At 51.6% G+C, this 20,648-nt stretch carries 26 protein-coding genes and 1 pseudogene; 17 read left to right on the forward strand and 10 right to left on the reverse strand.

The genetic code is table 11. The features are described 5' to 3' along the window. Positions 1-305: 305 nt before the first annotated feature. From IPI86_RS12400 to IPI86_RS12420, 5 genes are all read left to right on the forward strand, one after another. Positions 306-812: an immune inhibitor A domain-containing protein gene (locus IPI86_RS12400; protein ID WP_345298325.1), complete on the forward strand. Its 507-nt coding sequence runs from the start codon at positions 306-308 to the stop codon at positions 810-812. Further along, on the forward strand, positions 740-892 hold the full coding sequence (locus tag IPI86_RS12405) for an immune inhibitor A domain-containing protein (protein WP_345298486.1): 153 nt from the start codon (positions 740-742) through the stop codon (positions 890-892). The genes IPI86_RS12400 and IPI86_RS12405 overlap by 73 nt, the downstream gene beginning before the upstream one ends. Before the next feature lie 98 nt (positions 893-990). After that, positions 991-1,230 (forward strand): immune inhibitor A domain-containing protein, encoded by a 240-nt coding sequence (locus IPI86_RS12410; RefSeq protein ID WP_345298326.1) that lies wholly within the window; start codon positions 991-993, stop codon positions 1,228-1,230. Positions 1,231-1,406: 176 nt separating this feature from the next. Beyond that, positions 1,407-1,904 carry a hypothetical protein gene (locus tag IPI86_RS12415; protein WP_345298327.1) on the forward strand — a complete coding sequence of 166 codons (498 nt, stop codon included), beginning with the start codon at positions 1,407-1,409 and terminating at the stop codon, positions 1,902-1,904. 142 nt (positions 1,905-2,046) lie between these two features. Beyond that, a complete protein-coding gene (locus tag IPI86_RS12420) occupies positions 2,047-2,307 on the forward strand; it encodes a hypothetical protein (protein ID WP_345298328.1) in 261 nt (86 codons plus the stop codon). Between the two features lie 168 nt (positions 2,308-2,475). Here the strand turns inward: IPI86_RS12420 and IPI86_RS12425 are convergent, their stop codons facing one another. Continuing rightward, the gene (locus tag IPI86_RS12425) at positions 2,476-2,832 is read right to left on the reverse strand and encodes a hypothetical protein (protein WP_345298329.1); all 357 of its coding nucleotides are present in this window, start codon (positions 2,830-2,832) and stop codon (positions 2,476-2,478) included. 147 nt (positions 2,833-2,979) lie between these two features. Here IPI86_RS12425 and IPI86_RS12430 point away from each other — a divergent pair, with 147 nt between their 5' ends. From IPI86_RS12430 to IPI86_RS12470, 9 genes are all read left to right on the forward strand, one after another. Beyond that, the gene (locus IPI86_RS12430; protein WP_345298330.1) at positions 2,980-3,363 is read left to right on the forward strand and encodes an Hsp20/alpha crystallin family protein; all 384 of its coding nucleotides are present in this window, start codon (positions 2,980-2,982) and stop codon (positions 3,361-3,363) included. A gap of 129 nt (positions 3,364-3,492) precedes the next feature. Further along, positions 3,493-4,509: a hypothetical protein gene (locus tag IPI86_RS12435; RefSeq protein WP_345298331.1), complete on the forward strand. Its 1,017-nt coding sequence runs from the start codon at positions 3,493-3,495 to the stop codon at positions 4,507-4,509. Between the two features lie 150 nt (positions 4,510-4,659). After that, positions 4,660-5,211 carry a translation initiation factor IF-3 gene (gene infC / locus IPI86_RS12440; protein WP_345298332.1) on the forward strand — a complete coding sequence of 184 codons (552 nt, stop codon included), beginning with the start codon at positions 4,660-4,662 and terminating at the stop codon, positions 5,209-5,211. An 88-nt stretch (positions 5,212-5,299) separates the two neighbouring features. Further along, positions 5,300-5,530, forward strand: coding sequence for a bL35 family ribosomal protein (locus tag IPI86_RS12445; protein WP_345298333.1), 231 nt, complete (start codon positions 5,300-5,302; stop codon positions 5,528-5,530). A gap of 101 nt (positions 5,531-5,631) precedes the next feature. Further along, complete coding sequence (gene rplT, locus IPI86_RS12450) at positions 5,632-5,973, forward strand: 50S ribosomal protein L20 (RefSeq protein WP_345298334.1); 342 nt, start codon at positions 5,632-5,634, stop codon at positions 5,971-5,973. A 65-nt stretch (positions 5,974-6,038) separates the two neighbouring features. Next, a complete protein-coding gene (locus tag IPI86_RS12455; protein WP_345298335.1) occupies positions 6,039-6,659 on the forward strand; it encodes a macro domain-containing protein in 621 nt (206 codons plus the stop codon). 8 nt (positions 6,660-6,667) lie between these two features. Continuing rightward, on the forward strand, positions 6,668-7,450 hold the full coding sequence (locus tag IPI86_RS12460) for an RNA methyltransferase (RefSeq protein WP_345298336.1): 783 nt from the start codon (positions 6,668-6,670) through the stop codon (positions 7,448-7,450). Then, the gene (locus IPI86_RS12465) at positions 7,447-8,670 is read left to right on the forward strand and encodes a DUF711 family protein (RefSeq protein ID WP_345298337.1); all 1,224 of its coding nucleotides are present in this window, start codon (positions 7,447-7,449) and stop codon (positions 8,668-8,670) included. Before IPI86_RS12460 ends, IPI86_RS12465 begins: the two co-directional genes overlap by 4 nt. Next, the gene (locus tag IPI86_RS12470; RefSeq protein WP_345298338.1) at positions 8,654-9,160 is read left to right on the forward strand and encodes an HXXEE domain-containing protein; all 507 of its coding nucleotides are present in this window, start codon (positions 8,654-8,656) and stop codon (positions 9,158-9,160) included. The genes IPI86_RS12465 and IPI86_RS12470 overlap by 17 nt, the downstream gene beginning before the upstream one ends. Here IPI86_RS12470 and IPI86_RS12475 read toward each other — a convergent pair. The 3 genes from IPI86_RS12475 to IPI86_RS12485 all read right to left on the reverse strand — a co-directional run bounded on the left by IPI86_RS12475 (position 9,157) and on the right by IPI86_RS12485 (position 10,789). Continuing rightward, on the reverse strand, positions 9,157-9,711 hold the full coding sequence (locus IPI86_RS12475; protein WP_345298339.1) for a metalloregulator ArsR/SmtB family transcription factor: 555 nt from the start codon (positions 9,709-9,711) through the stop codon (positions 9,157-9,159). The genes IPI86_RS12470 and IPI86_RS12475 overlap by 4 nt on opposite strands. A gap of 35 nt (positions 9,712-9,746) precedes the next feature. Continuing rightward, positions 9,747-10,292: a DUF2087 domain-containing protein gene (locus IPI86_RS12480; protein ID WP_345298340.1), complete on the reverse strand. Its 546-nt coding sequence runs from the start codon at positions 10,290-10,292 to the stop codon at positions 9,747-9,749. Positions 10,293-10,414: 122 nt separating this feature from the next. Beyond that, on the reverse strand, positions 10,415-10,789 hold the full coding sequence (locus tag IPI86_RS12485; protein ID WP_345298341.1) for a zinc ribbon domain-containing protein: 375 nt from the start codon (positions 10,787-10,789) through the stop codon (positions 10,415-10,417). Positions 10,790-10,950: 161 nt separating this feature from the next. Between IPI86_RS12485 and gmk the strand changes: the two genes are divergently transcribed. After that, positions 10,951-11,475 (forward strand): guanylate kinase, encoded by a 525-nt coding sequence (gene gmk / locus IPI86_RS12490; RefSeq protein WP_345298487.1) that lies wholly within the window; start codon positions 10,951-10,953, stop codon positions 11,473-11,475. Continuing rightward, complete coding sequence (locus IPI86_RS12495) at positions 11,472-12,248, forward strand: rhomboid family intramembrane serine protease (RefSeq protein WP_345298342.1); 777 nt, start codon at positions 11,472-11,474, stop codon at positions 12,246-12,248. The genes gmk and IPI86_RS12495 overlap by 4 nt, the downstream gene beginning before the upstream one ends. A 64-nt stretch (positions 12,249-12,312) precedes the next feature. On the opposite strand, the gene IPI86_RS12500 is transcribed toward IPI86_RS12495, so the two are convergent. From IPI86_RS12500 to amrS, 4 genes and pseudogenes are all read right to left on the reverse strand, one after another. Beyond that, positions 12,313-13,269 (reverse strand): ABC transporter permease, encoded by a 957-nt coding sequence (locus tag IPI86_RS12500; protein WP_345298343.1) that lies wholly within the window; start codon positions 13,267-13,269, stop codon positions 12,313-12,315. Between the two features lie 9 nt (positions 13,270-13,278). Further along, positions 13,279-14,357 (reverse strand): annotated as a pseudogene (locus IPI86_RS12505) (ABC transporter permease). A 62-nt stretch (positions 14,358-14,419) separates the two neighbouring features. Then, positions 14,420-16,168 (reverse strand): ABC transporter substrate-binding protein, encoded by a 1,749-nt coding sequence (locus tag IPI86_RS12510; protein WP_345298344.1) that lies wholly within the window; start codon positions 16,166-16,168, stop codon positions 14,420-14,422. Positions 16,169-16,264: 96 nt separating this feature from the next. After that, positions 16,265-17,377 (reverse strand): AmmeMemoRadiSam system radical SAM enzyme, encoded by a 1,113-nt coding sequence (gene amrS / locus IPI86_RS12515; protein WP_345298345.1) that lies wholly within the window; start codon positions 17,375-17,377, stop codon positions 16,265-16,267. 12 nt (positions 17,378-17,389) lie between these two features. Here amrS and IPI86_RS12520 point away from each other — a divergent pair, with 12 nt between their 5' ends. Continuing rightward, positions 17,390-17,983, forward strand: coding sequence for a molybdenum cofactor guanylyltransferase (locus tag IPI86_RS12520; RefSeq protein ID WP_345298346.1), 594 nt, complete (start codon positions 17,390-17,392; stop codon positions 17,981-17,983). Here IPI86_RS12520 and IPI86_RS12525 read toward each other — a convergent pair. Both IPI86_RS12525 and IPI86_RS12530 read right to left on the reverse strand, forming a co-directional pair. Further along, the gene (locus IPI86_RS12525) at positions 17,973-18,395 is read right to left on the reverse strand and encodes a universal stress protein (RefSeq protein ID WP_345298347.1); all 423 of its coding nucleotides are present in this window, start codon (positions 18,393-18,395) and stop codon (positions 17,973-17,975) included. The two genes, IPI86_RS12520 and IPI86_RS12525, sit on opposite strands and share 11 nt — an antisense overlap. 131 nt (positions 18,396-18,526) lie before the next feature. Then, complete coding sequence (locus IPI86_RS12530) at positions 18,527-20,479, reverse strand: serine/threonine-protein kinase (protein ID WP_345298348.1); 1,953 nt, start codon at positions 20,477-20,479, stop codon at positions 18,527-18,529. Positions 20,480-20,648: the final 169 nt, after the last annotated feature.

Genomic DNA, 20,648 nt, shown 5'->3' on the forward strand with positions numbered 1-20,648 from the left:
TGAAAGTACCTGTTTGCAAGTAAGATCACATCTAATTTTCGTGAGGAGAATGATTTATGAAAGCAAAATGGTTCAGTTCGATTTTGATTTTGGCACTGCTTGTGATGAGCTTGGTGCCTGCGGCTGGTGCAGCACCCGCGTTTGAAGACTGACGGCCCTATTTTTGCAGGCAAGGGCGATGATAATCTGTCCCATCCCAAGGGGATGCGCAGGCTGCTTGAAAGCCAAAGCGATGGAAGCCCAAATTCAAGGCAAGACCCAGGAAAACCCACGAAGTAGCGCGTGGACAATTTGCCGAACTTGCTTTGGAAAAGAATGATCGTGTCTTTGTAATTATTGCCGAATTTGGCGAGGGTATTCATCCGACTTATGGCGGTGAACCTGGTCCTCTGCATAATGAGATTGCAGAACCCAACCGCGCAGTCGATAATACAACCATTTGGCAGGCCGATTTCAACAAAGAACATTTCGAAGACATGTACTTCAACCAGATGGTTGATTACTATGCCAAACAGTCTTCAGGCCGCTACACGATCAACGGCGATGTCATTGACTGGGTGAAAGTGCCTTATAACGAGGCCGTTATGGTTCAAACCTTTGGGAGCCACCAATGCTCCACAGTCCGGTATTTGATCCGCGACGCCATCAATCAGTGGGTTGCTGATCAAAAGCAGCTGGTATGTCAATTCAAGAGATCTATGATTATCTTGCAACATTCGATGGATGGGATCGTTATGATATTGACGGCGATGGCAATTTTGATGAAGCCGATGGCTATATCGATCATTTCCAAATTGTCCATGCTGGTGTAGGCGAAGAAACTGGCGGCGGCGCCCAGGGCGAACAGGCCATCTGGTCACATCGTTGGTATACCTCTTATCAGGGTATTTGACGTTTGGGGTCCTCCCGGTGCTGAACAAGGCGGAATGGAATTCGGCGGCTTGGCGCTTCCGGCAACGAGGCGGCCCGAACGCAGCTGGGTATGGGTTGGTGACTACACCATTCAACCCGGAAAATGGCGGTTTGGGTGTATTTGCTCACGAATATGCTCACGATCTTGGCTTGCCTGATGAATGTGATACAGCGGGCGGCGCCAACTCCACCCGGCTTCCTGGACGACCGTGTCCAGTGGTTCCTACCTTTGGTGATGGCACGACTGATATTGGTTCCAACCCCAGGATTTCAATGCCTGGGAGAAGTTCCAACTCGGCTGGCTCGACTTTACAATAGCCGAAGAAGGCAAGAAGAGCTCCATTGTCCTCGGACCGGCAGAAACGACCAACCCAACATCCCCAAGGTCTTTTTTGTTGTATTGCCTGATAAGGAAGTAACCGTTCAGTTGGCTCCTCCATACTCGGGCGTTTACTTCTAATAATTCTGGTTCAGGTGATAATCTGGATAACAGTATGACTCGCAGTGTTACATTGCCGGGTGGATCTGTATCCCTCAGTGCCCAGGTCAACTATCAGATCGAACTTGATTGGGATTATGCCTACCTCACCGTGAACGGCGCCCCCGTTGCCAGAAACCTCTCCACAGATGACAATCCGAATGGACAGAATTTTGGCGAGGGTATCACTGGTGATAGCGGTGGAAATTGGGTAACCCTGACTGCCGACCTTTCCGACTACGCCGGTCAGACTGTGAACATTGGATTTAACTATTGGTCCGATGGCGCGGTTGCCGAACTCGGCTTCATGGTCGATGATGTCGCCATTAGTGGACAGCCTCTTGACGATGCCGAAGGTATTGTTGGCTGGACCTTTAACGGATTCAGCATCACCACCGGCACTGAAACCAATTACTACTTCAATGCCTATGTTGGAGAGTACCGCCAATATCAACCTATGATGCTGGTCTTAGACTGGTCCCCACAACTTCGGCTTCCTGGATTCGGCGCCTGATTGGGTTGAACACTATCCATATCAGGATGGTTTTGTTGATCAGCTATTGGGATCCGTCCTACAATGATAATAATACCAGTGAACACCCAGGCGGCGGTTTGATCCGCCGATCGACTCACACCCGGCTGCTTTGATGCGCCCGGTGGAAATCCCTGGACTGCCCGTGTTCGCCTACGACTCCACATTTACCCCCAACAGGACAGATGGCTTCATCCTCCATGTTAATGGTGTGGAATCCCCGATCCCAAGCCAGCCCGGTGTCCGTATATTCAATGACAACCTTCAGTACTGGAATTGGCTCACCCCGCTAGCTGGCGTGATGAACCCGCAGACCGGTACCCAGATCCGCGTTCAGGGTGTCAATGCCTTGGGCTTCATGCAGATACAGGTGAAAGCGCCTTAATTCTGCTTGATATAAGATAAGAAGTTTTAGATATGCTTCTGCCGCAGACATCCTGCGGCAGAAGTTTTTTATGAGGGCGGGGGGAATATTTCATCTGGGGGGTGGATGCGGCACAACACAACTGTTTTTTCGTTATCGGTATGATAAGAGAACGATTTTCCATCCGCTTCAAATAGGATTTGAAAGCCAGGTTTCCACCTCGGCATAAACGATACCTGCCTGCGGACATCCCAGACCGGCATCCAGCCAGACCATGGGTTCCACTGAGAAGAGGTGGATTTTGTCTTCGCTGATCTTGAATTTTCGTGCAAGGCTTTCCTTTGCCAGATTTACCATTATTTGAGCTTGCGGACTTACAGTTGGAGATTCGTCAGACATGTCGATACCTTCCTCCTGATCAAGTGTGGGGATTGGTGTGAAATCTGTTGCGGGTATTTCCGTATTTTCTGCGGGGCTTGCCATGGATTGGCACCCCGCAAGAAATAGAAGGCTGCACGTAATGAATAGGGCGAATTGTATTTTCAAGGCTGTCTCCATTTATTTTAAGGACGATTTCCGTAAACAAAAAGTTCACTTATTTCTAACACAATTTCTACCATTCACCGATATTTTTTTTATATGCCGTCGCTAAAATCAGTCTAATTCAATGTTTCGTAAAAGGAGATATAAAAAATGACATTCTATATTCAACCCCACCAATTCCGTCGTATGGCCCGCCGCCTGGCTGAACAGCCCCAACAGCGTGCGCTTGGCGTAAATATCCGTGAGCAGGACGATGCCTATGTGCTTTCGGCGCTCGTCCCCGGCCTGAAGGCGGAAGACCTGAACATTCAGATTCTCGAAAATGTGGTGAGCATCGAAGGGAGTTATCAGGATGCAGACGGTGAATACCTGCTGAATGAACTTCCTAGCGGTTCCTTCCGTCGCGCACTGCGATTACCCACAGAGGTGGAAGCTGATAAGGTCGAGGCGAAGATCGCCGATGGGGTGTTGACCCTGAACCTGCCAAAGGCTGAAACTGCCCGACCGAAGAAGATCAACATTTCCCTCAATTAGATCGATCAATTTTGAAAAAAGAGACGCGCTGAAATGCGTGTCTCTTTGCATTTAAGCCTGTTTCTGCCAGCCTGTTTTCATAAAATAAACCAGTATAATTCGTGCATTCTTAATTTCTGGAGTTACCCCGTGCGTGTTAAAAATTTCTTCTTTATGATCCTCATTGTTGTGATATTGAGCGCTTGTGGAGGTTCTGCAACAGAGATTGCCGGCCCCACAGCCGTGCCGACTCACACACCGGTGCCAACGGCTACAATGATTCCAACTCCATCCACACCGCTGGCGATTCTGGTTTTGCCCGCAGACATGGATAAGACTACATCTGACCTGTATCAAAAAACTGTCTACGATCTTGCGCAGCAATCTGGTTTCCGTTTTCAGGTGCGTAACACTCTTACTCCCGTTGACCTTGCCGACCCGACCTTGAAAGTGGTCATCGCGTTGCCGCCCGACCCCGGAGTTGCCACCCTTGCTCCCTCTGCTCCGGACGTACAGTTTTTGGCAGTAAACATTCCCGACCTTGCGGCAGGCGGCAATCTAAGTGTCCTCGCCGGGGATTCGCAGGTGGAGTTGCCAGCCTTCATGGCGGGCTATGTTGGTGCAATGCTCTCGGATGAATATCACATTGGCATGGTGATCCCGCAGGGTGATCTCGATGCGCAGCGTGCCGCAGTTGCTTTCAAGAATGGCATGGCCTACTACTGCGGTTTGTGTAAAACATTTTATATTTCCGAGATTGTCTATCCAACTTATGTCGAAGTTCCTCCCGATGAAGACCCTGCCCGCTATGGCGGCTACGCAAACGTGCTCATCAATGACCGAAAGGTTTACGCGCTCTACATCTACCCGACTCTGGCAAATGCCGACCTGCTCTCCTACATCGGCACACAGGGCGTGATGCTGATCGGCACATCCATGCCCGAAACACGCCCTGGCGGCTGGGTGATGACCATTCGTCCGGATACCATCAAGGCGATTCAGACCGCCTGGCCGAGTTTGATCGCCGGGCAGGGAGGAATCAACGTTCAATCCCCGCTGGGAATTGCGGATGTGGACCCAAGCCTACTCACCCCGGGAAAACTCCGCCTCGCCCAGGAGACCCTCGAGAGTTTGCTGGCAGGCAGAATACTCACCGGGAACCCTTAATGAAGAAAGCGTTTCCGATAAAGGCAGCACATTTTATTGACGACTCGTATATCTTCATGGTATTATTCGCCCGCTAAAAACCAGCCGCAAGAAGGCTGGATTTGTTTGATGAATCATGAGGAGTAGCATATCAGTACTAATGAATTTCGAGTGAACGAAGGCATCCGCGTCGCGGAAGTTCGCCTGATCGGGCCGGATGGCGGCAATGTCGGTGTTGTGCCGATTCGCCAGGCTTTGCAGATTGCCCGCGATGCCGAGATGGACCTTGTTGAGGTCTCGCCCGGTGCCACACCGCCTGTTTGCCGCGTAATGGATTTTGGAAAGTTCATTTACGAAAAGGCAAAGAAGGAACGTGAGGCAAAGAAATCTCAGACCAAGATCGAGGTTAAGGAAATTCGTTTGCGCCCGAAGACCAATGGAGCCCATCGTGGCTTCAAAGTGGACGATGCCCGCCGCTGGCTTGGACAAGGCCATAAGGTGAGGGTCACCGTCAAGTTCCGTGGCCGCGAAATGGATTATCCTGAGATCGCACTCGAAGATTTGCGGGAGATCGTTCAAGACCTCGTTGACGTGGCTGTCGTTGAGGTTCCACCGCAAATGGAAGGCCGTACGATGCTCGTGGTTTTGGCTCCCGCTAAAGGCGCCGTGAAGAAAAAAGAAAAGAGCGAACAGGCCGAAGTCAAGACAGAAGCGGAAGCCTGAGACTTGTAAGTCCCCCTAAGATGTTGATCGTCCGCGGGCGTGATAAAATGTCCCGCGGTTTATTTTGTCTGAAAGGAGTATCCCAGCAATGCCTCGCAAAGCAAAACAGTCTGGAAAAATCAAGCTGAAGACCCACAAAGCGACATCTAAAAGATTTCGCTTGACTGGTTCCGGCATACTTGTGCGCACCAAAGGCGGTAAGAGCCATTTACGCCGCCGTACTTCGGATCGCACCAAGGCGTTATTGAGCGAGATGGTGGTCGTTAAAGGCCGCAAGTTCATCAAGCGCATCAAACGCCTTGCCCCTCACATGGAATAATCAATATTCCGGGTCGTCGTCAATTTTTATTTGCGGCTTTCGGGTGTATGCAACTGGTGTAACCCACCGACGCCCGCGAGTTTGCAGGAGGTAAAAGTAACATGCGCGTAAAAGGAGGCCCGCAAGGGCATCTACGTCACAAGAAAGTTTTGAAGATCACAAAGGGCCAGCGTGGCTCGAAGAGCACATTATTCAAGCGTGCGAACGAGGCCATGCTCAAGAGCCTTTGGTACGCCACCCGTGATCGCCGCGTGCGCAAACGCGATCTTCGCAAGTTGTGGATCGCCCGTATCAACGCCGCGGCCCGCTTGAACGGAACCACATACAGCAAGTTGGTTTCAGCACTCAAGAAGGCGAACATTGAACTCAATCGCAAGATGCTGGCCGACATCGCAGTACGCAACCCGCAAGCCTTCGCATCTGTTGTAGCGAAAACAAAGTAAATTTTATATGTAGGGACACAGCAGCGCTGTGTCCCTACAATGTTTAACGGGGGTAAAATATCTGCATGAACACCGTTTTAATCGAGCGCACACTTCCCACCGGCCAGACCCTGCAGATCGTTCAGGGTGATATCACGCTCGAAGCTGTGGATGCCATTGTTAATGCCGCGAATGAACATCTTGCACATGGTGGTGGCGTGGCGTGGGCGATCGTGCGGCGCGGCGGGGAAGTGATTCAGCAGGAAAGCGACAAGTGGATCAAGCAGCACGGACTCGTTTCGCACGCGCATCCAGCCTGGACCTTGGGCGGGGCACTGCCTGCGAAATACGTGATCCACGCCGTAGGCCCGGTCTGGGGGGATGGCGACGAGGATAAAAAATTATCTGCTGCAGTGACAGGTTCATTAAGAGTGGCAGATGAATTGAAGTGTTCATCCATATCCATGCCCGCCATTTCAACTGGAATATTTGGGTTTCCTAAAGATCGCGCGGCAGGAATCATTCTTAGTTCAGTTGATCAATATTTTGCTAAAGTTCAAGAATCAGGCATTCGACAAATCAGGATCGTTTTGTTCGATGTATCAAGCTTGCAGGTGTTTGTGAAGGTCTGGCAGAAATATATATCAAAGAATAATAAAACGACACTTGCTGATTGGATTGACGGGATTGACGAACTCTTTTCATAATTTTTTCAATGATCACATCCAACCATAATCCCAGAATAAAATTTGTCCGCGCCTTGCAGGGACGTGCCCGCGAACGCCGCGATGCAGGCGCATTTGTGGTGGAAGGGGTGCGTCTGGTGGAAGAGGCGGCAAATAGTAATTGGGGATTTCAATTTGCCTTGTATGATGAGACGTTAAACGAGCGGGGCAGGGTTCAGGTTGAGAACTTGAAATCACGCGGAGTGGATGTGGAAGAGGTTTCGGCCAGCGTGATGAAATCTCTGAGTGAAACCGAAACACCGCAGGGTATTCTGGCTGTCCTTGCTTTATCTGAACTGCCGATTCCAAACAATCCGAATTTCATCCTCATTCCAGATCAGGTCCGTGACCCGGGGAATCTTGGCACCCTTTTGCGGACCGCAGCTGCGGCGGGCGTGCAGGCTGTGTTGATCCCACCTGATACGACCGATGCATTTGCGCCGAAGGTGCTCCGCTCGGGGATGGGGGCGCATTTCAGGCTGCCGATCGTTTCTAAAAGTTGGGAAGAAATTGAACAGGTTGTGAAGTCCTCGGGTTTGCAGATGTTGATCGCAGACATGGGCGGTAGTTCATGCTGGGAAACAGACCTGCGTCAGCCATTGGCATTGATCATCGGTAGTGAAGCCGAAGGCGCAAGCGAGGCCGCAAGAAAGCTGGCAACCCAGCGAATTAGTGTTCCCATGTCCGGGATGATGGAGTCGTTGAATGCCGGCGTGGCAGGGAGTGTGTTGATGTTTGAGGTGGTACGGCAGAGGAAAACAGAGAGACTATGAAAATTCGATCCATTACTTATTTTTGCAATCCCCAAAATCCATTTGATGAAAAAATCCTGCGCAGTGCAGGAGATTTTTTATCAAAGGCGAAATCTGCTTTCGAGGCGGGCGGCTATGAAGTGCAGACTACGCGATTGGCGACGACGCCATTTCCGAATCTGCTGAATGGCAGGGTAGGAGAATTGCCTGTCATCGCGCAGAACTTGGCCAATCTTCTGCCGCAAATTGGAATCGCTTATGCTTCGCTTGGCCCGGCATTGATCGAATTCCCTGAAAGTTATGCTGTGATCCCCGATGCAATCGCCGCTTCTGAAAATATCTTTTTCAGCGGCGTGATGGCAGATCGGAAAAACGGCATTTCGATGCAGGCAGTCAAAGCCTGTGCGGATGTGATTCAACGGTCAGCGACGATCGAGGCGAATGGATTTGCCAATTTGCGGTTTGCCGCACTGGCAAATGTCCGCGCGGGGGCGCCGTTTTTCCCTGCGGCGTATCACGATGCGGACGTGCCTGCGTTCGCAATTGCGGTGGAGTCTGCCGATGTGGCGGTGGATGCTTTTGCGGGGCAATCAGATTTCGGCGAAGGGCGAAGCGCTCTTATTGCGGAGATTCAAAGGCACGGTCAGGCCATCGCCCGAATCGCGAAATCTGAACTTTCGAGCACTCGTTTTCTCGGAATTGATTTTTCGCTTGCGCCGTTTCCCGATGACGCGCATTCGCTGGGCAATGCGGTTGAAAAAATGGGCGTGCCGAAAATTGGTTTGCATGGTTCACTTGCGGCGGCAGCGATTCTCACGGAAGCCATCGAACGAGCAGATTTTCCGCACACGGGTTTCAGCGGATTCATGCAGCCTGTGCTGGAGGATTCCGTGCTGGCCCGCCGCGCTGCGGAAGGCACACTGACGATCAAAGATGCGCTGCTTTACTCGGCGGTGTGCGGCACGGGGCTCGATACGGTGCCGCTGCCCGGGGATGTGACGGCGGATGAAATGTCGCCGCTGTTGCTCGATCTGTGTGCGCTGGCGCTGCGATTGGACAAGCCGCTCACTGCGCGGCTGATGCCTGTTCCCGGTAAACGGGCAGGGGATGCCACTGAATTTGATTTCGGCTTCTTCGCCAACAGCAAGGTGATGAAATTGGATTCGGCTCCATTGAACCTGCCAATTTCGGCGAGTCAGAATATTCACTTGAACGCGCGCAAGCATGAATCCGCTGGATGAAATTTCGTTTGCCCGATTGCTTTGGTTTGTGCCCTTTCTTCTGGCAATTCACAACTTTGAAGAAGCGCCTTTCATGGAGAAATGGTCGAAGGAGTTGCCGTTACCGATCCATCCTGCGGTATCCACACAGCAATTCGTTTGGGCTGTGACCTTGCTGACCGCGGCAGGTTTTGCCGTTACATACTTTGGACTTACTACAACAAAACAGCCCATCGGTGTATGGGCTGTTCTTGAAATTCAGATGATTATGTTGGTGAATGCGATTGTGCCGCACCTTGTTGCTTCTCTTCGTTTTCAGAAATACAACCCCGGTGTTGTTACCGCTTTGTTTTTGAATATCCCTTTTTCCGTTTACCTTTTTCAGCGTGCCATGCAGGTGGGGACGATGTCGTGGGGCGTTTTCTGTGTTTTGCTGGCGATTGCGCCATTTGCTGCTATCGTACTGATTCTTGTCTCGCTTCAATTCGGGAAATGGGTTTCCCGAAATTAAACCCGCCAGTATTCCCCTCCCCCGCCTTCGCGTTTCATCAAACCAGCGCCGACGAGTTCACGCCTGAGGCTGGCCGTGTCTTCATGATATTGGACGAGGATCTCGTTCACTTTTTTCTCACTGTAGCGTTTATCTAATTCAAAAGCCTTGACCACGTAACGGAGGATGGCATCCAGCTTTTTCTTTTGGGCAGGGATGGTCTTGAGACTGCCGTCTTTGCGGACATAGTCTTTGACCACTTTGTTATCGTAGGCATCGGCGTCAACGCTTGCGACGGAAGCGGCGAGATTTTCCTGTGAGAACAGGCTTTTGGATTTGTTTTCCAGCGCTTTTTCATCGAGTTGATAGACGTTGTAGTAGCTATCCGCTTTTGCGCTGACAAGGCCGACCTGTGCCAGTTTGGCGAGGTGATGCGACACCGTAGATGGTTTGATCTCCAACAGGGCGGCGAGTTCCTCCACGCTGTAGGGCTTCTGCGCCAACAAGCCGACAATCTTCAGGCGGTTTGCATCGGCAAGGGCTTTGAAGAAGGTGACAAGTTCTTCGCTCATGGTTTTCTCCAGAGTAAGTCGAAATGAATTCAGACTTACTTCACCCTCCAATATCTTGAACCGTCGCTTTTACGGGCGAGCATACCGGCTTCCACCAGTTCACGGCGCAGGCTTGCTGTATCTTCGTTGAAACGTCTGATAATGGTGTTGACTTCTTTCTCTGTATAGTTCGCATCGAACTCAAAGAATTGGACAAGGTACTTCAACACTACTTGCAAATTTGGCTGGGGCGGGATCAGCCTGATGCCGCCATCGCGGGTCAAAAAGGCCTTGAGCAACTTCCTGGATTTATCGTCAAAATCCGATGGAATTTTAAAGGATGGAACTTCCTGCGCGAGTTTATCGCGCGCCATGGTTGCCAGCTTGTCATCGTTCAAGGTGTAGGATTCTCCGCTTTGCAGAATCGCACCGACGTGTTCAAGGTAGGCGAGGTGGTTCAGTGCTTCCTTGGGGGAGAGGTCGAGTCGAGATGCGATCTCTGTGCGGGAAAGTGAGGTTTGCGAAAGCAGGCCGATGATTCTCAGCCGATTTGGGTTGGACATGGCTTTTACAAAATCGAGCATTTCAGGGTTGGTTTCCATATTTTACATCCGTAAATCTAATTAGATAACTATCTAATTAGATTTTAGCGAAGGATTTGGGTTTTGTCAACTGGTTTTATGAAAATAAAGATGCCCTGTTGAATTTTTCACAGGGCATCTTGTTATTCGCTGCTTGGATCGCCAAGGTCTGGCAGGGCAGATTCGATCTCTTCCGGGGTCTGGCCCGCCTCCAGCCTATCCACCACTTCGTTGAATTCGTTTGGAATGTCCTCACCCATGTCATTGCCCATTTTTTTCATCATACGTGCAAGGGCTTTGGGGTCATCGCCGACATCTTCCATGCCTGCCAGTCCGTCGGTGGCGGTCTCGATTCGGCTTGACTCCGATTTGGCGATCCGCACCTTCGTTATACGGCGGCGGACGTTTTCGCTGTTGCAGTGTATGCAGTGGACGGTTTTTTTCCCGTACTCGCTGAAGGTTAGGAATACTTCGAAACGTTCTTCGCATTTGTTGCAGATAAAATCATAAGTGGGCATGAATATATTTTACTGTGAATCAGGCCAAAGGTCCGATGGGAGGCGGGTGTCTCTTTGGTACAATACCCCCATGCCTACTTCCTTCGAACTCCGCAAACCCAATCCACTTTAATTGTCATCTCCGCCCGTCCGGTGTTGGCAAGGATTCCATCGTGCAGCGCATGAAAGAGCGCGGCTTTCCATTTCATTTTGTGGTCACAGCCACAACACGCGACAAACGTGAAAACGAAACGAACGGCAAGGACTACTGGTTTGTTTCGAAGGATGAATTTGCGCGCATGATCGATGAGAACGAATTGATCGAATATGCGATCGTGTATGGCGATTACAAGGGCATTCCCAAATGGGAGGTTCGCGAAGCACTTGCCAGCGGACAGGACGTGGTAATGCGCATCGATGTGCAGGGCGCCGAATCGGTGCGGAAGCTTGCACCCGAGGCATTGCTGATCTTTATCACCTGCGAAGGCGAAGATGAACTCGAACGGCGCCTGCGGGAGCGAAAGACCGAGACAGCGGATTCACTTTCCCTACGCATTGCGACGGCGCGCAAGGAACTCCAGCGTATTGGATCTTTTGATTACGTGATCGTCAATGAAGATTTTCATCTGGATGATACTGTGGATAAGGTGCGGGCTGTGATCTCCGCCGAACATTTACGCGTGCAACAACGCAAGGTGACTTTATGATCGAAAACCCCGCATCGCCTCCGACCGATGTGCCTGATTCTCAACCTCAGGCAGTAAGTGTGCGTTTGCCTTTAATCCCACCAACAGTGACGTATGTCATCCTCGGATTTACTGTGTTCGTTTATATTTTGCAAATGTTGAGCGTAGCCATTTTTGGATATGCGGTTTACCAAATTGACTGGCTCGAAGTGTATGGAGCAAGGTTTAATGAGGCGATCCGCATGGGCGAATTATGGCGTTTTATCACCCCTGTATTTTTGCACGGCTCATTACCCCACATTTTTTTTAATATGTATGCACTGCTGTCCATTGGATCGTTTTTGGAACGTCATTTTGGACACGGCAGGTTTGCTTTGTTGTATTTCCTTGGAGCGTTTGCGGGAAATGTGTTTTCCTTTTTGCTGACCGGTGAAAACGGATATTCGGTTGGTGCCTCCACTGCGGTGTTTGGATTGATCGCCGCCGAGGTGATCTTCTTTTACCAAAACCGTAAATTGTTTGGCGGCCAGGCCCGTCGGGCGATCAGCAATGCGGTGTTCATTATTGCAGTGAATCTGTTCATAGGCCTGACGCCGGGAATCGATAACTGGGGACATGTAGGCGGACTTCTCGGCGGTGCGATCTTCACCTGGTTCGCTGGCCCGTTTTGGATGGTGACCGGAATGGCCCCGGACCTTCGCTTGCAGGATCAGCGCGAGATGCGCGAGATCATTTTAGGGGCAAGTGCGGTGTGCCTCATTTTCGGCGCTTTGGGAATTTGGGGAATGTTTTAGGGCTTTTGCCATTAACAAAAAACGCGGCCAAATGCTGGCCGCGTTTTAATTTTCAACTGTATTGTTAGCTTGTGTGAGCCAATCTTGGGTCAAGTGCGTCGCGCAGGCCATCGCCCAACAGATTGAAGGCCAGTACGGTCAACATGATTGCCAGACCAGGATAAAACACGAGGTGCGGAGCGGTAAATACCTGATTACGTTCCGCTCCAAGCATGGAGCCCCATTCAGGTGTGGGGGGCTGAGCACCAAGCCCGAGGAAGGAGAGAGCGGCGGCATCCAAAATCGCGGAGGCGATTCCCAATGTGCCTTGCACGATCAACGGGGTCAATGCGTTCGGCAAAATCCGCTTGAAAAGGATTTCAAAGGTGTTCCCGCCAAGCGCGCGCGTGGCTGAGACATAGTCCATTTCACGGACGGAGAGTACACTTCCGCGTACAACACGCGCATAAGCAGGGATGGATACAATGCCGATGGCGAGCAGGGCATTGATCAAGCCCGGACCGATCACGGTTACGATTGCAATGGCAAGCAACAGCGATGGGAATGCCAGCAGCACATCCATCACGCGCATAATGACGTTATCGATCCAGCCGCCAAAGTAGCCGCCCAGCGCGCCGAGAACGGTTCCGATGATGATCGCAAATGTCACTGTGGAGAAACCGATCATCAGGCTCAAACGGGCGCCATAAAGCATGCGGCTGAATTCATCTCGCAGGTTACCGTCCGTGCCCATGATGTGTTGCGGCTGGTCTTTGGGACAGCCCAGAGCATAAATACACGGGGAGGAACGTTTTTCAACCTTCTGTGGCGGATCAGCATCCAGCATGGAAAGGGTCGGGCTGTACGGGGCCAGCCACTGCGCAGTTAGCGCAATCAGGATCAGGATCGCGAGAATAACCATGCCTACAACAGATGACTTGCGACGCAGCAATCTGCGGCGGGTGATCTGCCAGAGACTGACCGAGTCAAGTGAGAGTGCTTCAGCGTCCAGTTTTTTAGGGGAAACGGTTTGGGTTGTCATGGTCAGTTCCTAATCCAGGCGAATGCGGGGATCGAGATATGCATACGAAACATCCACGATCAAATTCAAAACAACGAAGAAAATTGCAATAACGACGGTAAATCCCTGTACGATGCCGTAATCACGAGCTGTGATTCCATCGTAAAGGATGCGGCCGACGCCGGATAAATTGAAAACGGTTTCGGTCAGCACTGCGCCGCCCAGCAAACCACCGAGCGACAGACCGATGACCGTGGCCAGTGGCAGCAAAGCGTTGCGGAAGGCATGCTTTAAGACCACTGAACGCCTCGACAGGCCTTTTGCACGTGCTGTGCGGATGTAGTCCTGTCCGAGCACTTCGAGCATGGCAGAGCGAGTCATACGGGCAATGAGTGCCATGGGGATCGTGCTCAGCGCAAAGCCGGGAGGATCAAGTGCGTGACTGCGTCTTTCAGAACTTCCCAATTAGCAGAAAGTATGGAGTTGAAAACGTTCATGCGGCTGATAAAGTCCGCAAGTGTGTAGGAAAAAGTGCCTTCAGTGACCTGCATCCCCCATATTTCATAGAACGGGACCGTGATCAATCCTGCGCTTAAGCGCCCCGAGGGCGGTAATTGAAAGATAGTGCCCTTCAAAGTGAGCGAGAAAATGTAGGCGAGCATCAATCCCAGCCAAAAAACCGGCATGGATACGCCGACATTGGCCCATAACATGGTTACCACATCCACCCAAGAGTTGTGGCGAACCGCCGCAATCACACCCAACGGAATGCCGACAAGGACGCTGAATAACAGTGCCGCAAGACTTAATTCAAAGGTGATCGGCAGGCGTTCTATCAACAATTCGGTAATAGGTTTGGAATATCGGAAGGAATTTCCAAAATCACCGTGGGCAATTTCGTTGATATAAACCCCGAACTGGATCGGTATCGGCCTGTCCAGGCCGTGGCGGTGATTGAATTCATCACAGACCACTTTGGTGGCTTTCTCTCCCAACATTGCACGACATGGGTCGCCAGGGATGAGGCGCGCCAATGCAAATGTGGCGAACAAAATGCCAAATAATACCGGAATGCTGAGAACAAGACGTCGAAGAATATAAGTGACCATGATAATTTTGGGAGACCCCCGACATTTCTGCCGGGGGTCTAATAGACTTACCTAGGTTCTAATTATTGAGCGGGGGGAGCGTTCAGGAAGGATCCGAAGAGGCCGCTCCAGTAGGAGAATGCACCGGTGTTGCCGGTGTGCAGCGGATTGGCTGCATCCCACTGAACAGAGAGGGAGGCCACAACATCGTTCGCATCGAGGGAGGAACCATCGTGGAACATGACGCCCTGGCGCAGGTGGAAGGTCCACTCGGTCAGGTCGGCATTGACATCGTAGGACTCAGCCAAAGCAGGTTCAACAGCGGTGCCGCCGGTTTCGTAAGCAAGCAGCGACTGGGTGACCTGTTCACAGGCGCGGAGTGATTCACCATCGGTTTCATCAGCGCAGTAAAGCGAGATCGGTTCAGCATTCTGCATCCATACGAAGGTATCGGTGCCATTGTTCATGACAGAGAATTCTTCGTTGCCAAGTGGGCTGGCGAAAGCGCCTTCAACAGAGGCCTTGAAGGCCAAAGCGGAACCACCGTGGGCAACAGGGATCATCGGCACGTGGGTGCGAATGGCGTTGTTGGCGGCTTCGTAGAACGGAGCGCGTTCAGCATCAGAAGCGAGCTGGGCACCGCTATCCAACGCAGAGGTGATATCTTCGAACTTGTCGCCGAACTGCTTGGAAGCGCCAGCGCCGAAGTGGTAGCCAAGGAAGTTGGTCTGGTCAGGATAGTCAGCACCCCAGCCCAGCATGTACAGGCCTTGCAGCTGACCAGCGTCAGCCGCGGCGAGGAAGGCACCAGATTCCATCACTTCGATGTTGAGGGTGATGTTTAGGTTTTCTTTCAACTGAGCCTGAAGGTCCTGAGCCACAACGTTCGGGTCAGGCAGGTAACCGCGGACAACGTCACGATAGTTCAAGACGGTTTCGAAACCATCCGGGTAGCCAGCTTCGGCCAAAAGGGCCTTGGCGGCAGCGGCATCGAATCCGTACCACTCATCACCCACGCAGCCATTCGGGATGGAGCAGGGGGTGAAGTGAGAGGCAACTTCAGAACCAGCAGGGTAGAAATTATCTACGATACGGTTGCGGTCGATGCCCATGGCGATGGCCTGGCGTACTTTCTCGTTGGCCAATGGGTTTGTAGTGTTGTCGAAGCCTTCAACCTGGGGATTGTTGTTGAAGCCGATGTACATGATGTTGAGGGCCGGGCGATTGAACAGCGCGAGGTTGGAATCACCCTCGACTACGGCGAAATCATCGGGACCAACATTGTCGATGCCATCAACGGTGCCAGACTGGAGTTCCAGGAGGCGCTGGGCAGATTCAGTACCCCACTTGAAGACGAGGGTTTCTGCGCCGGAGAATTCACCCCAATAGTTGGGGTTGGCTTTGAAGACCAACTGGTTGCCGCGTTCCCAGGATTCAACCATGTAGGGACCGGTACCGATGGGCTTCTCGAGCAAATCACCATTGCCGCCAGTGGCTTCGAGATACTCAGCAGGCTGGATGGCGAATGAGGTGAAGGCGATCTTGGATGGGAAAGCAGGATCGGGCACGCAGAGGGTGACCTTGACGGTGAATTCGTCAACTGCTTCGATGGACTTGAATTCGCCGCCGTAATCACAATCGGGGGATTCGACCATCATGCCTTCGTAAGCCGCAGGGGCTTCGGTGGCAGCAGGCGCCTCGGTTGCCGCAGGGGCTTCCGTGGCAGGCGCTTCAGTTGCGGGGGCTTCAGTAGCCGCTCCGCCGCCGCAGGCCGCAAGCATCAAACTCGCAAGCACTACAAGCGAAAGCAAAACAGAAAGGTTTCGTTTCACGTTTCTCCTCCTTAAGAGAATAAGTGGATTATGGAGTAGAGGAAATCAATTTCCTATTACATACTCCTGACGCGCAAATTATACAACAAAAGTAACTTACAAGACAGAAAACGGGCGACCCGCACCATACAACCCTACTGTAGAAGGGTCTTGCGGCCATATGCCGGCAATCTTTTCCCCGCATTTTGGGCATTTTCCATCCCCACTGATCTCATAAGAGCGGACGACGTACCCGCTTCTTTTCACAAGCCGATAATTGCACTGCGGACAATGGGTATCTTCATACTCCCCGACATTGCCCGGCAAATTCCCCGCGTAGACGTATCTCAAACCTGCCTCGCGGCCGATCTCGGCGGCGCGTAGAAGCGTATTGCTATCTGTGTTGTTTGGCTCGGTCATTTTGTAATCTTTGTGGAAGGCGGTCACATGCCAGGGAATATCAACGGAAAGCCCGGCGAGGAAACGCGCCGCTTCCCACAACTCTTCATTTGAATCGTTGAATCCCGGAATGACCAGCGTCACCACCTCGACCCACAACCCCATTTCACGCGCGCGTTGGATTCCATCGAGGGTATGTTGCAATGTGCCGCCAAGTTTGCGATATCCTTTATCACTCATGCATTTCAGGTCGATCTTGTATGCATCCAGATACGGAGCGATGTATTTCATCACCTCGGGAGTGTTATTCCCATTGGAGACATAGGCGCACATCAGCCCGTTTGCCTTGGCAGCTTTGAAAATATCAACTGCCCATTCACTGGTAATAAGCGGCTCGTTATATGAAGAGACCACTACTGAAGCGTTGGCGCGCCGTGCATGCTCCACAATTTTTTGTGGGGATATCTCGTTAATGAATTGCGCCGAAACATCCGAAGCCGGGTCACGCATGGCTTGCGAAGTCAGCCAGTTTTGACAGTATCCGCAGTGATAGTCGCAGCCGAGCATGCCGAAGGTAAGTGCATGGGCACCGGGCATCACATGTGAAAAAGGTTTCTTTTCGATCGGGTCGCTTTGCAATGCCGCCACATATCCGTGCGGCACAAATAATTTTCCGCCCTTATTAAATCGTACCTGACAAATTCCGCGTTTGCCTTCGCGGATCAAACATCGATGTCCACAGGCATAACAACGCACATCGCCGCCTTCCAGCGATTCGTACAGTGTGCCTTCAATGGTTAAACTGTCCAGCCGTTTTGCCAGTGAACTCATTATAATCAGCCTATGTTAACTGTCGTTATTCAAGCAGGCGGAATGTCTTCCCGCATGGGTGAGGATAAGGCGCTTAAACCCTTTTTGGGGCGCCCGCTCATTCAACGTGTGATCGACCGACTTGCGCCGATCGCAGATGAAATGATTGTAACGACGAATCGCCCGGATGAATATGCATTCCTTAATCTCCGCCTCGTAGCGGACCTCAAGCCGGGGCGCGGCGCCTTGGGCGGACTCTACACTGCGATTGCATCTGCCACTTCTTCGCATGTGGCTGTGGTGGCTTGTGACATGCCCTTCGCCAGTGAAATGTTTTTCGAAGGCGCGCGCAGACTCATGGTCGAGGAGGATGCGGATGTTGTCATCGCAAAAACGGACGAAGGCTATGAACCGTTCCATGCCTTGTATCGCCGTGAAGCCTGCCAGTCAGCCATTGAAGCGGCGATCGAAGCCGATCAATGGAAGGTGATCTCCTGGTTTTCAAAAGTCAGAGTGCGTGAATTAACTCCGCAGGAAGTGAATGTGTTCGATCCTGTCGGGTTGTGTTTTTGGAACCTGAATACACCGGAAGAATTTGCAGAAGCGGAGAAGCGCGCTAGCGGGTGATTAACACCGGACACGGTGCGTGCGAAACAACTTTTTGACTTGTGCTTCCCAGCAGCAAACCAGCCAGTTTACCCAACCCACGTGACCCCATCACAATGACATTGCTTTTGCGCGTGTTTGCCACATCGATGATGGCTTCGGCGGCCGATCCCTCGATCAGCTCGGTGTGGATCTCACAAGGGATTTTACCGATGGCTTCGATGGTTTTTTGCAAGACCGCCTTTGCCTCTTCCATACGGGCGTCGATGGCGATCTGCATGTTTGGCTCACCAAAGTAGGGCGGGATCATATCGTAGGCGACTACAACACGAAGTTCTTTTGCGTTTGGGTTGCGCGCCAGTTCTGCGGCAATTTGTGTGGCATGCAGGGCGTGATCTGATCCATCCGCCGCCAAAAGAATCTTTTCAAACATGTTGTCTCCTTTATTTGTGGGTTAAATTCAGTATACAATCTTTGTATCTGATTTTCATTAAAGAAAAAATCTGCGCAAACTGCGCAGAAATGAAAGCCCGCCGACAAATCCCCACAACGATGTGAAATAGATTATGTGTTCTCCAATGTTGCGATGAACTCACCCGCAGTCGCAGGACGGTTTTCAGGTTTTTTGGCCATGGCCTGTTGAATGCTGTGAGCCACATTACGAGGCAGATCGCGGACCAGTGCGCGGGCGTCCGGCGGAGGCGCATTCAAATGGGCGAGCAGAAGCGCGCCTGTGCTGGGATGTTCGAACGGCAGGGTGCCGGTGATCATTTGGTAGGTCATTACCCCGAGGGCGTAAATATCGGCGCGGCTATCCACTTCGGCGGAGGCTTGGATCTGCTCGGGGGCGATGTAATCGAGGGTACCGAGCATGTTGGTGTTGGTCATCAATGTTTGCGAATCGATGATCTTGGCGATGCCGAAATCGGTCAACACCACCCGCGCCGGGATCGTGGACGAATCCAACATGACATTCGACGGTTTAATATCACGGTGGACAAGCCCGTTTTTGTGGGCATAATCCAAAGCGTCGGCCACGCCCCGCAAAATGGAAATGGTCTTGGGGAGTGTGATCTGCTTTTCCTGTTTGATCAGGTTGTTCAGGTCGGGACCGGAGAGATGCTCCATGACAATGTGATAGATGCCGTTTTCATCCCCAAAATCAATGATGTTCACAATGTTCGGATGCTCAAGCCTCGAAATGATCTCCGCTTCACGCATAAAGCGCTTGCGGAATGAATCATCATCGGCCAGGGCGGCGCGTAAAACCTTGATGGCCACCGACTTGTTCCTTGATGGGCTGGTCGCGCGGTAGACCTCCGCCATGCCGCCGCGCCCGATCAACTTCAAATCATAGTATGAAGATATCTTGGGAGCCGTGGAGGATGCATCCGGGGCGATGAGAACATCGGATGGTGTTTTCTGGTAATCGATCTCGATGTGATAGAAGAAGCGGTCTACAAATCGCTGTAGTTTTTTTCGTGCTGGCTGGAATAACGCACCTGCAGAAACAGAGAAGATGGTCGCTGCAACCAAAGATTGATCTCCCTGATTGAAGTTTTTGAAGACCAGCGAGATCAATGCCAGCATCACCGCAAAAGTAAGCCCCAGCGCGAGAGTTAGGGTGCCGTAGACCAGCGAACGGTTGATGATGAGGTCAATGTTGAATAATTTTGTCTGCGCGATGGAAATGGAAATGGAGAGCGGAAGCATCAGAAACAGGAAAATGCTCAGCAATCGGGAAACGAGCAGGACGGCTGTCATTGCCAGTGAGGATTCTGCGGGTTCGGGCAAGAAGGACAGGCCCACCTGAAAGATGATGAACCAGAGAAAAGGTCCCAGGGTTCCGATGAACACCCAGCGGATCTGCTGTTTGTGGGCCAGTGTTGCCCGTCGAAAATAGCGGTGGATGAGGGTGAAAAAACCGACCAGATACCAGGATGTTGTGATTAACAAATAGCTTTGCCCGAGCTTATCCCAAAAGAAGGGTGCGTTGGGAAAGAGATAAATTCCCAGCATCATGATCACCAGCGGCGGAACCGCGAATCGAAGCCAGCGGGGCGTGAACTTTCCGTCCGGGAAAAGCATGGTGAACAGGACGATGCCGATATCTCCCATGGCCAGCAGCAAACCACCCGCGAATTCCGTGCCCGGTTGCAGTGCGATCATGTTTGCCAGGTCGGTGACTCGCACACCGAATGTGATCAGGAAGATCGATGTAAAGATGGCGAACCAGTCGTCGGAGCTGTGCATGACGATCATTACCCCGATCACTGAAAAACCGAGCACCAACAGAATATCCACGATGTAATAGAAACTGGTCTGCAACAGGGAGGAGATTCCCAGCAGGTTCTGGGCCATGGATGTCTTCATGGTGTTGTTGAAATGCGGCGCAATGGCTTCCCCCAGAACATATACGGTGTACAGAACGATCACGGCCCAAACAGCAAGCAACACACGGCGCAGAGCCGGGCGGCTTTTAAGTGAGGTTTCGCTGGTAATGGGGTTCGTGATCATGTTTCCATCAACCGTTTTTATTATCATAACAAAAAATCGCCCGCATATTAATTTCCCTTACATAACTATCAATTCTGGTAGGTTGGTTTTTAATTGCGCGTTTCAAACAGGTCTACGCGTGATCCTTGAAAAGGTTTCCGCCTCGGCTGATGGGCTATAATAACTGCCA

It is taken from the genome of Candidatus Villigracilis affinis (assembly GCF_016705895.1).
In the GTDB taxonomy this organism is placed as follows: domain Bacteria; phylum Chloroflexota; class Anaerolineae; order Anaerolineales; family Villigracilaceae; genus Villigracilis; species Villigracilis affinis.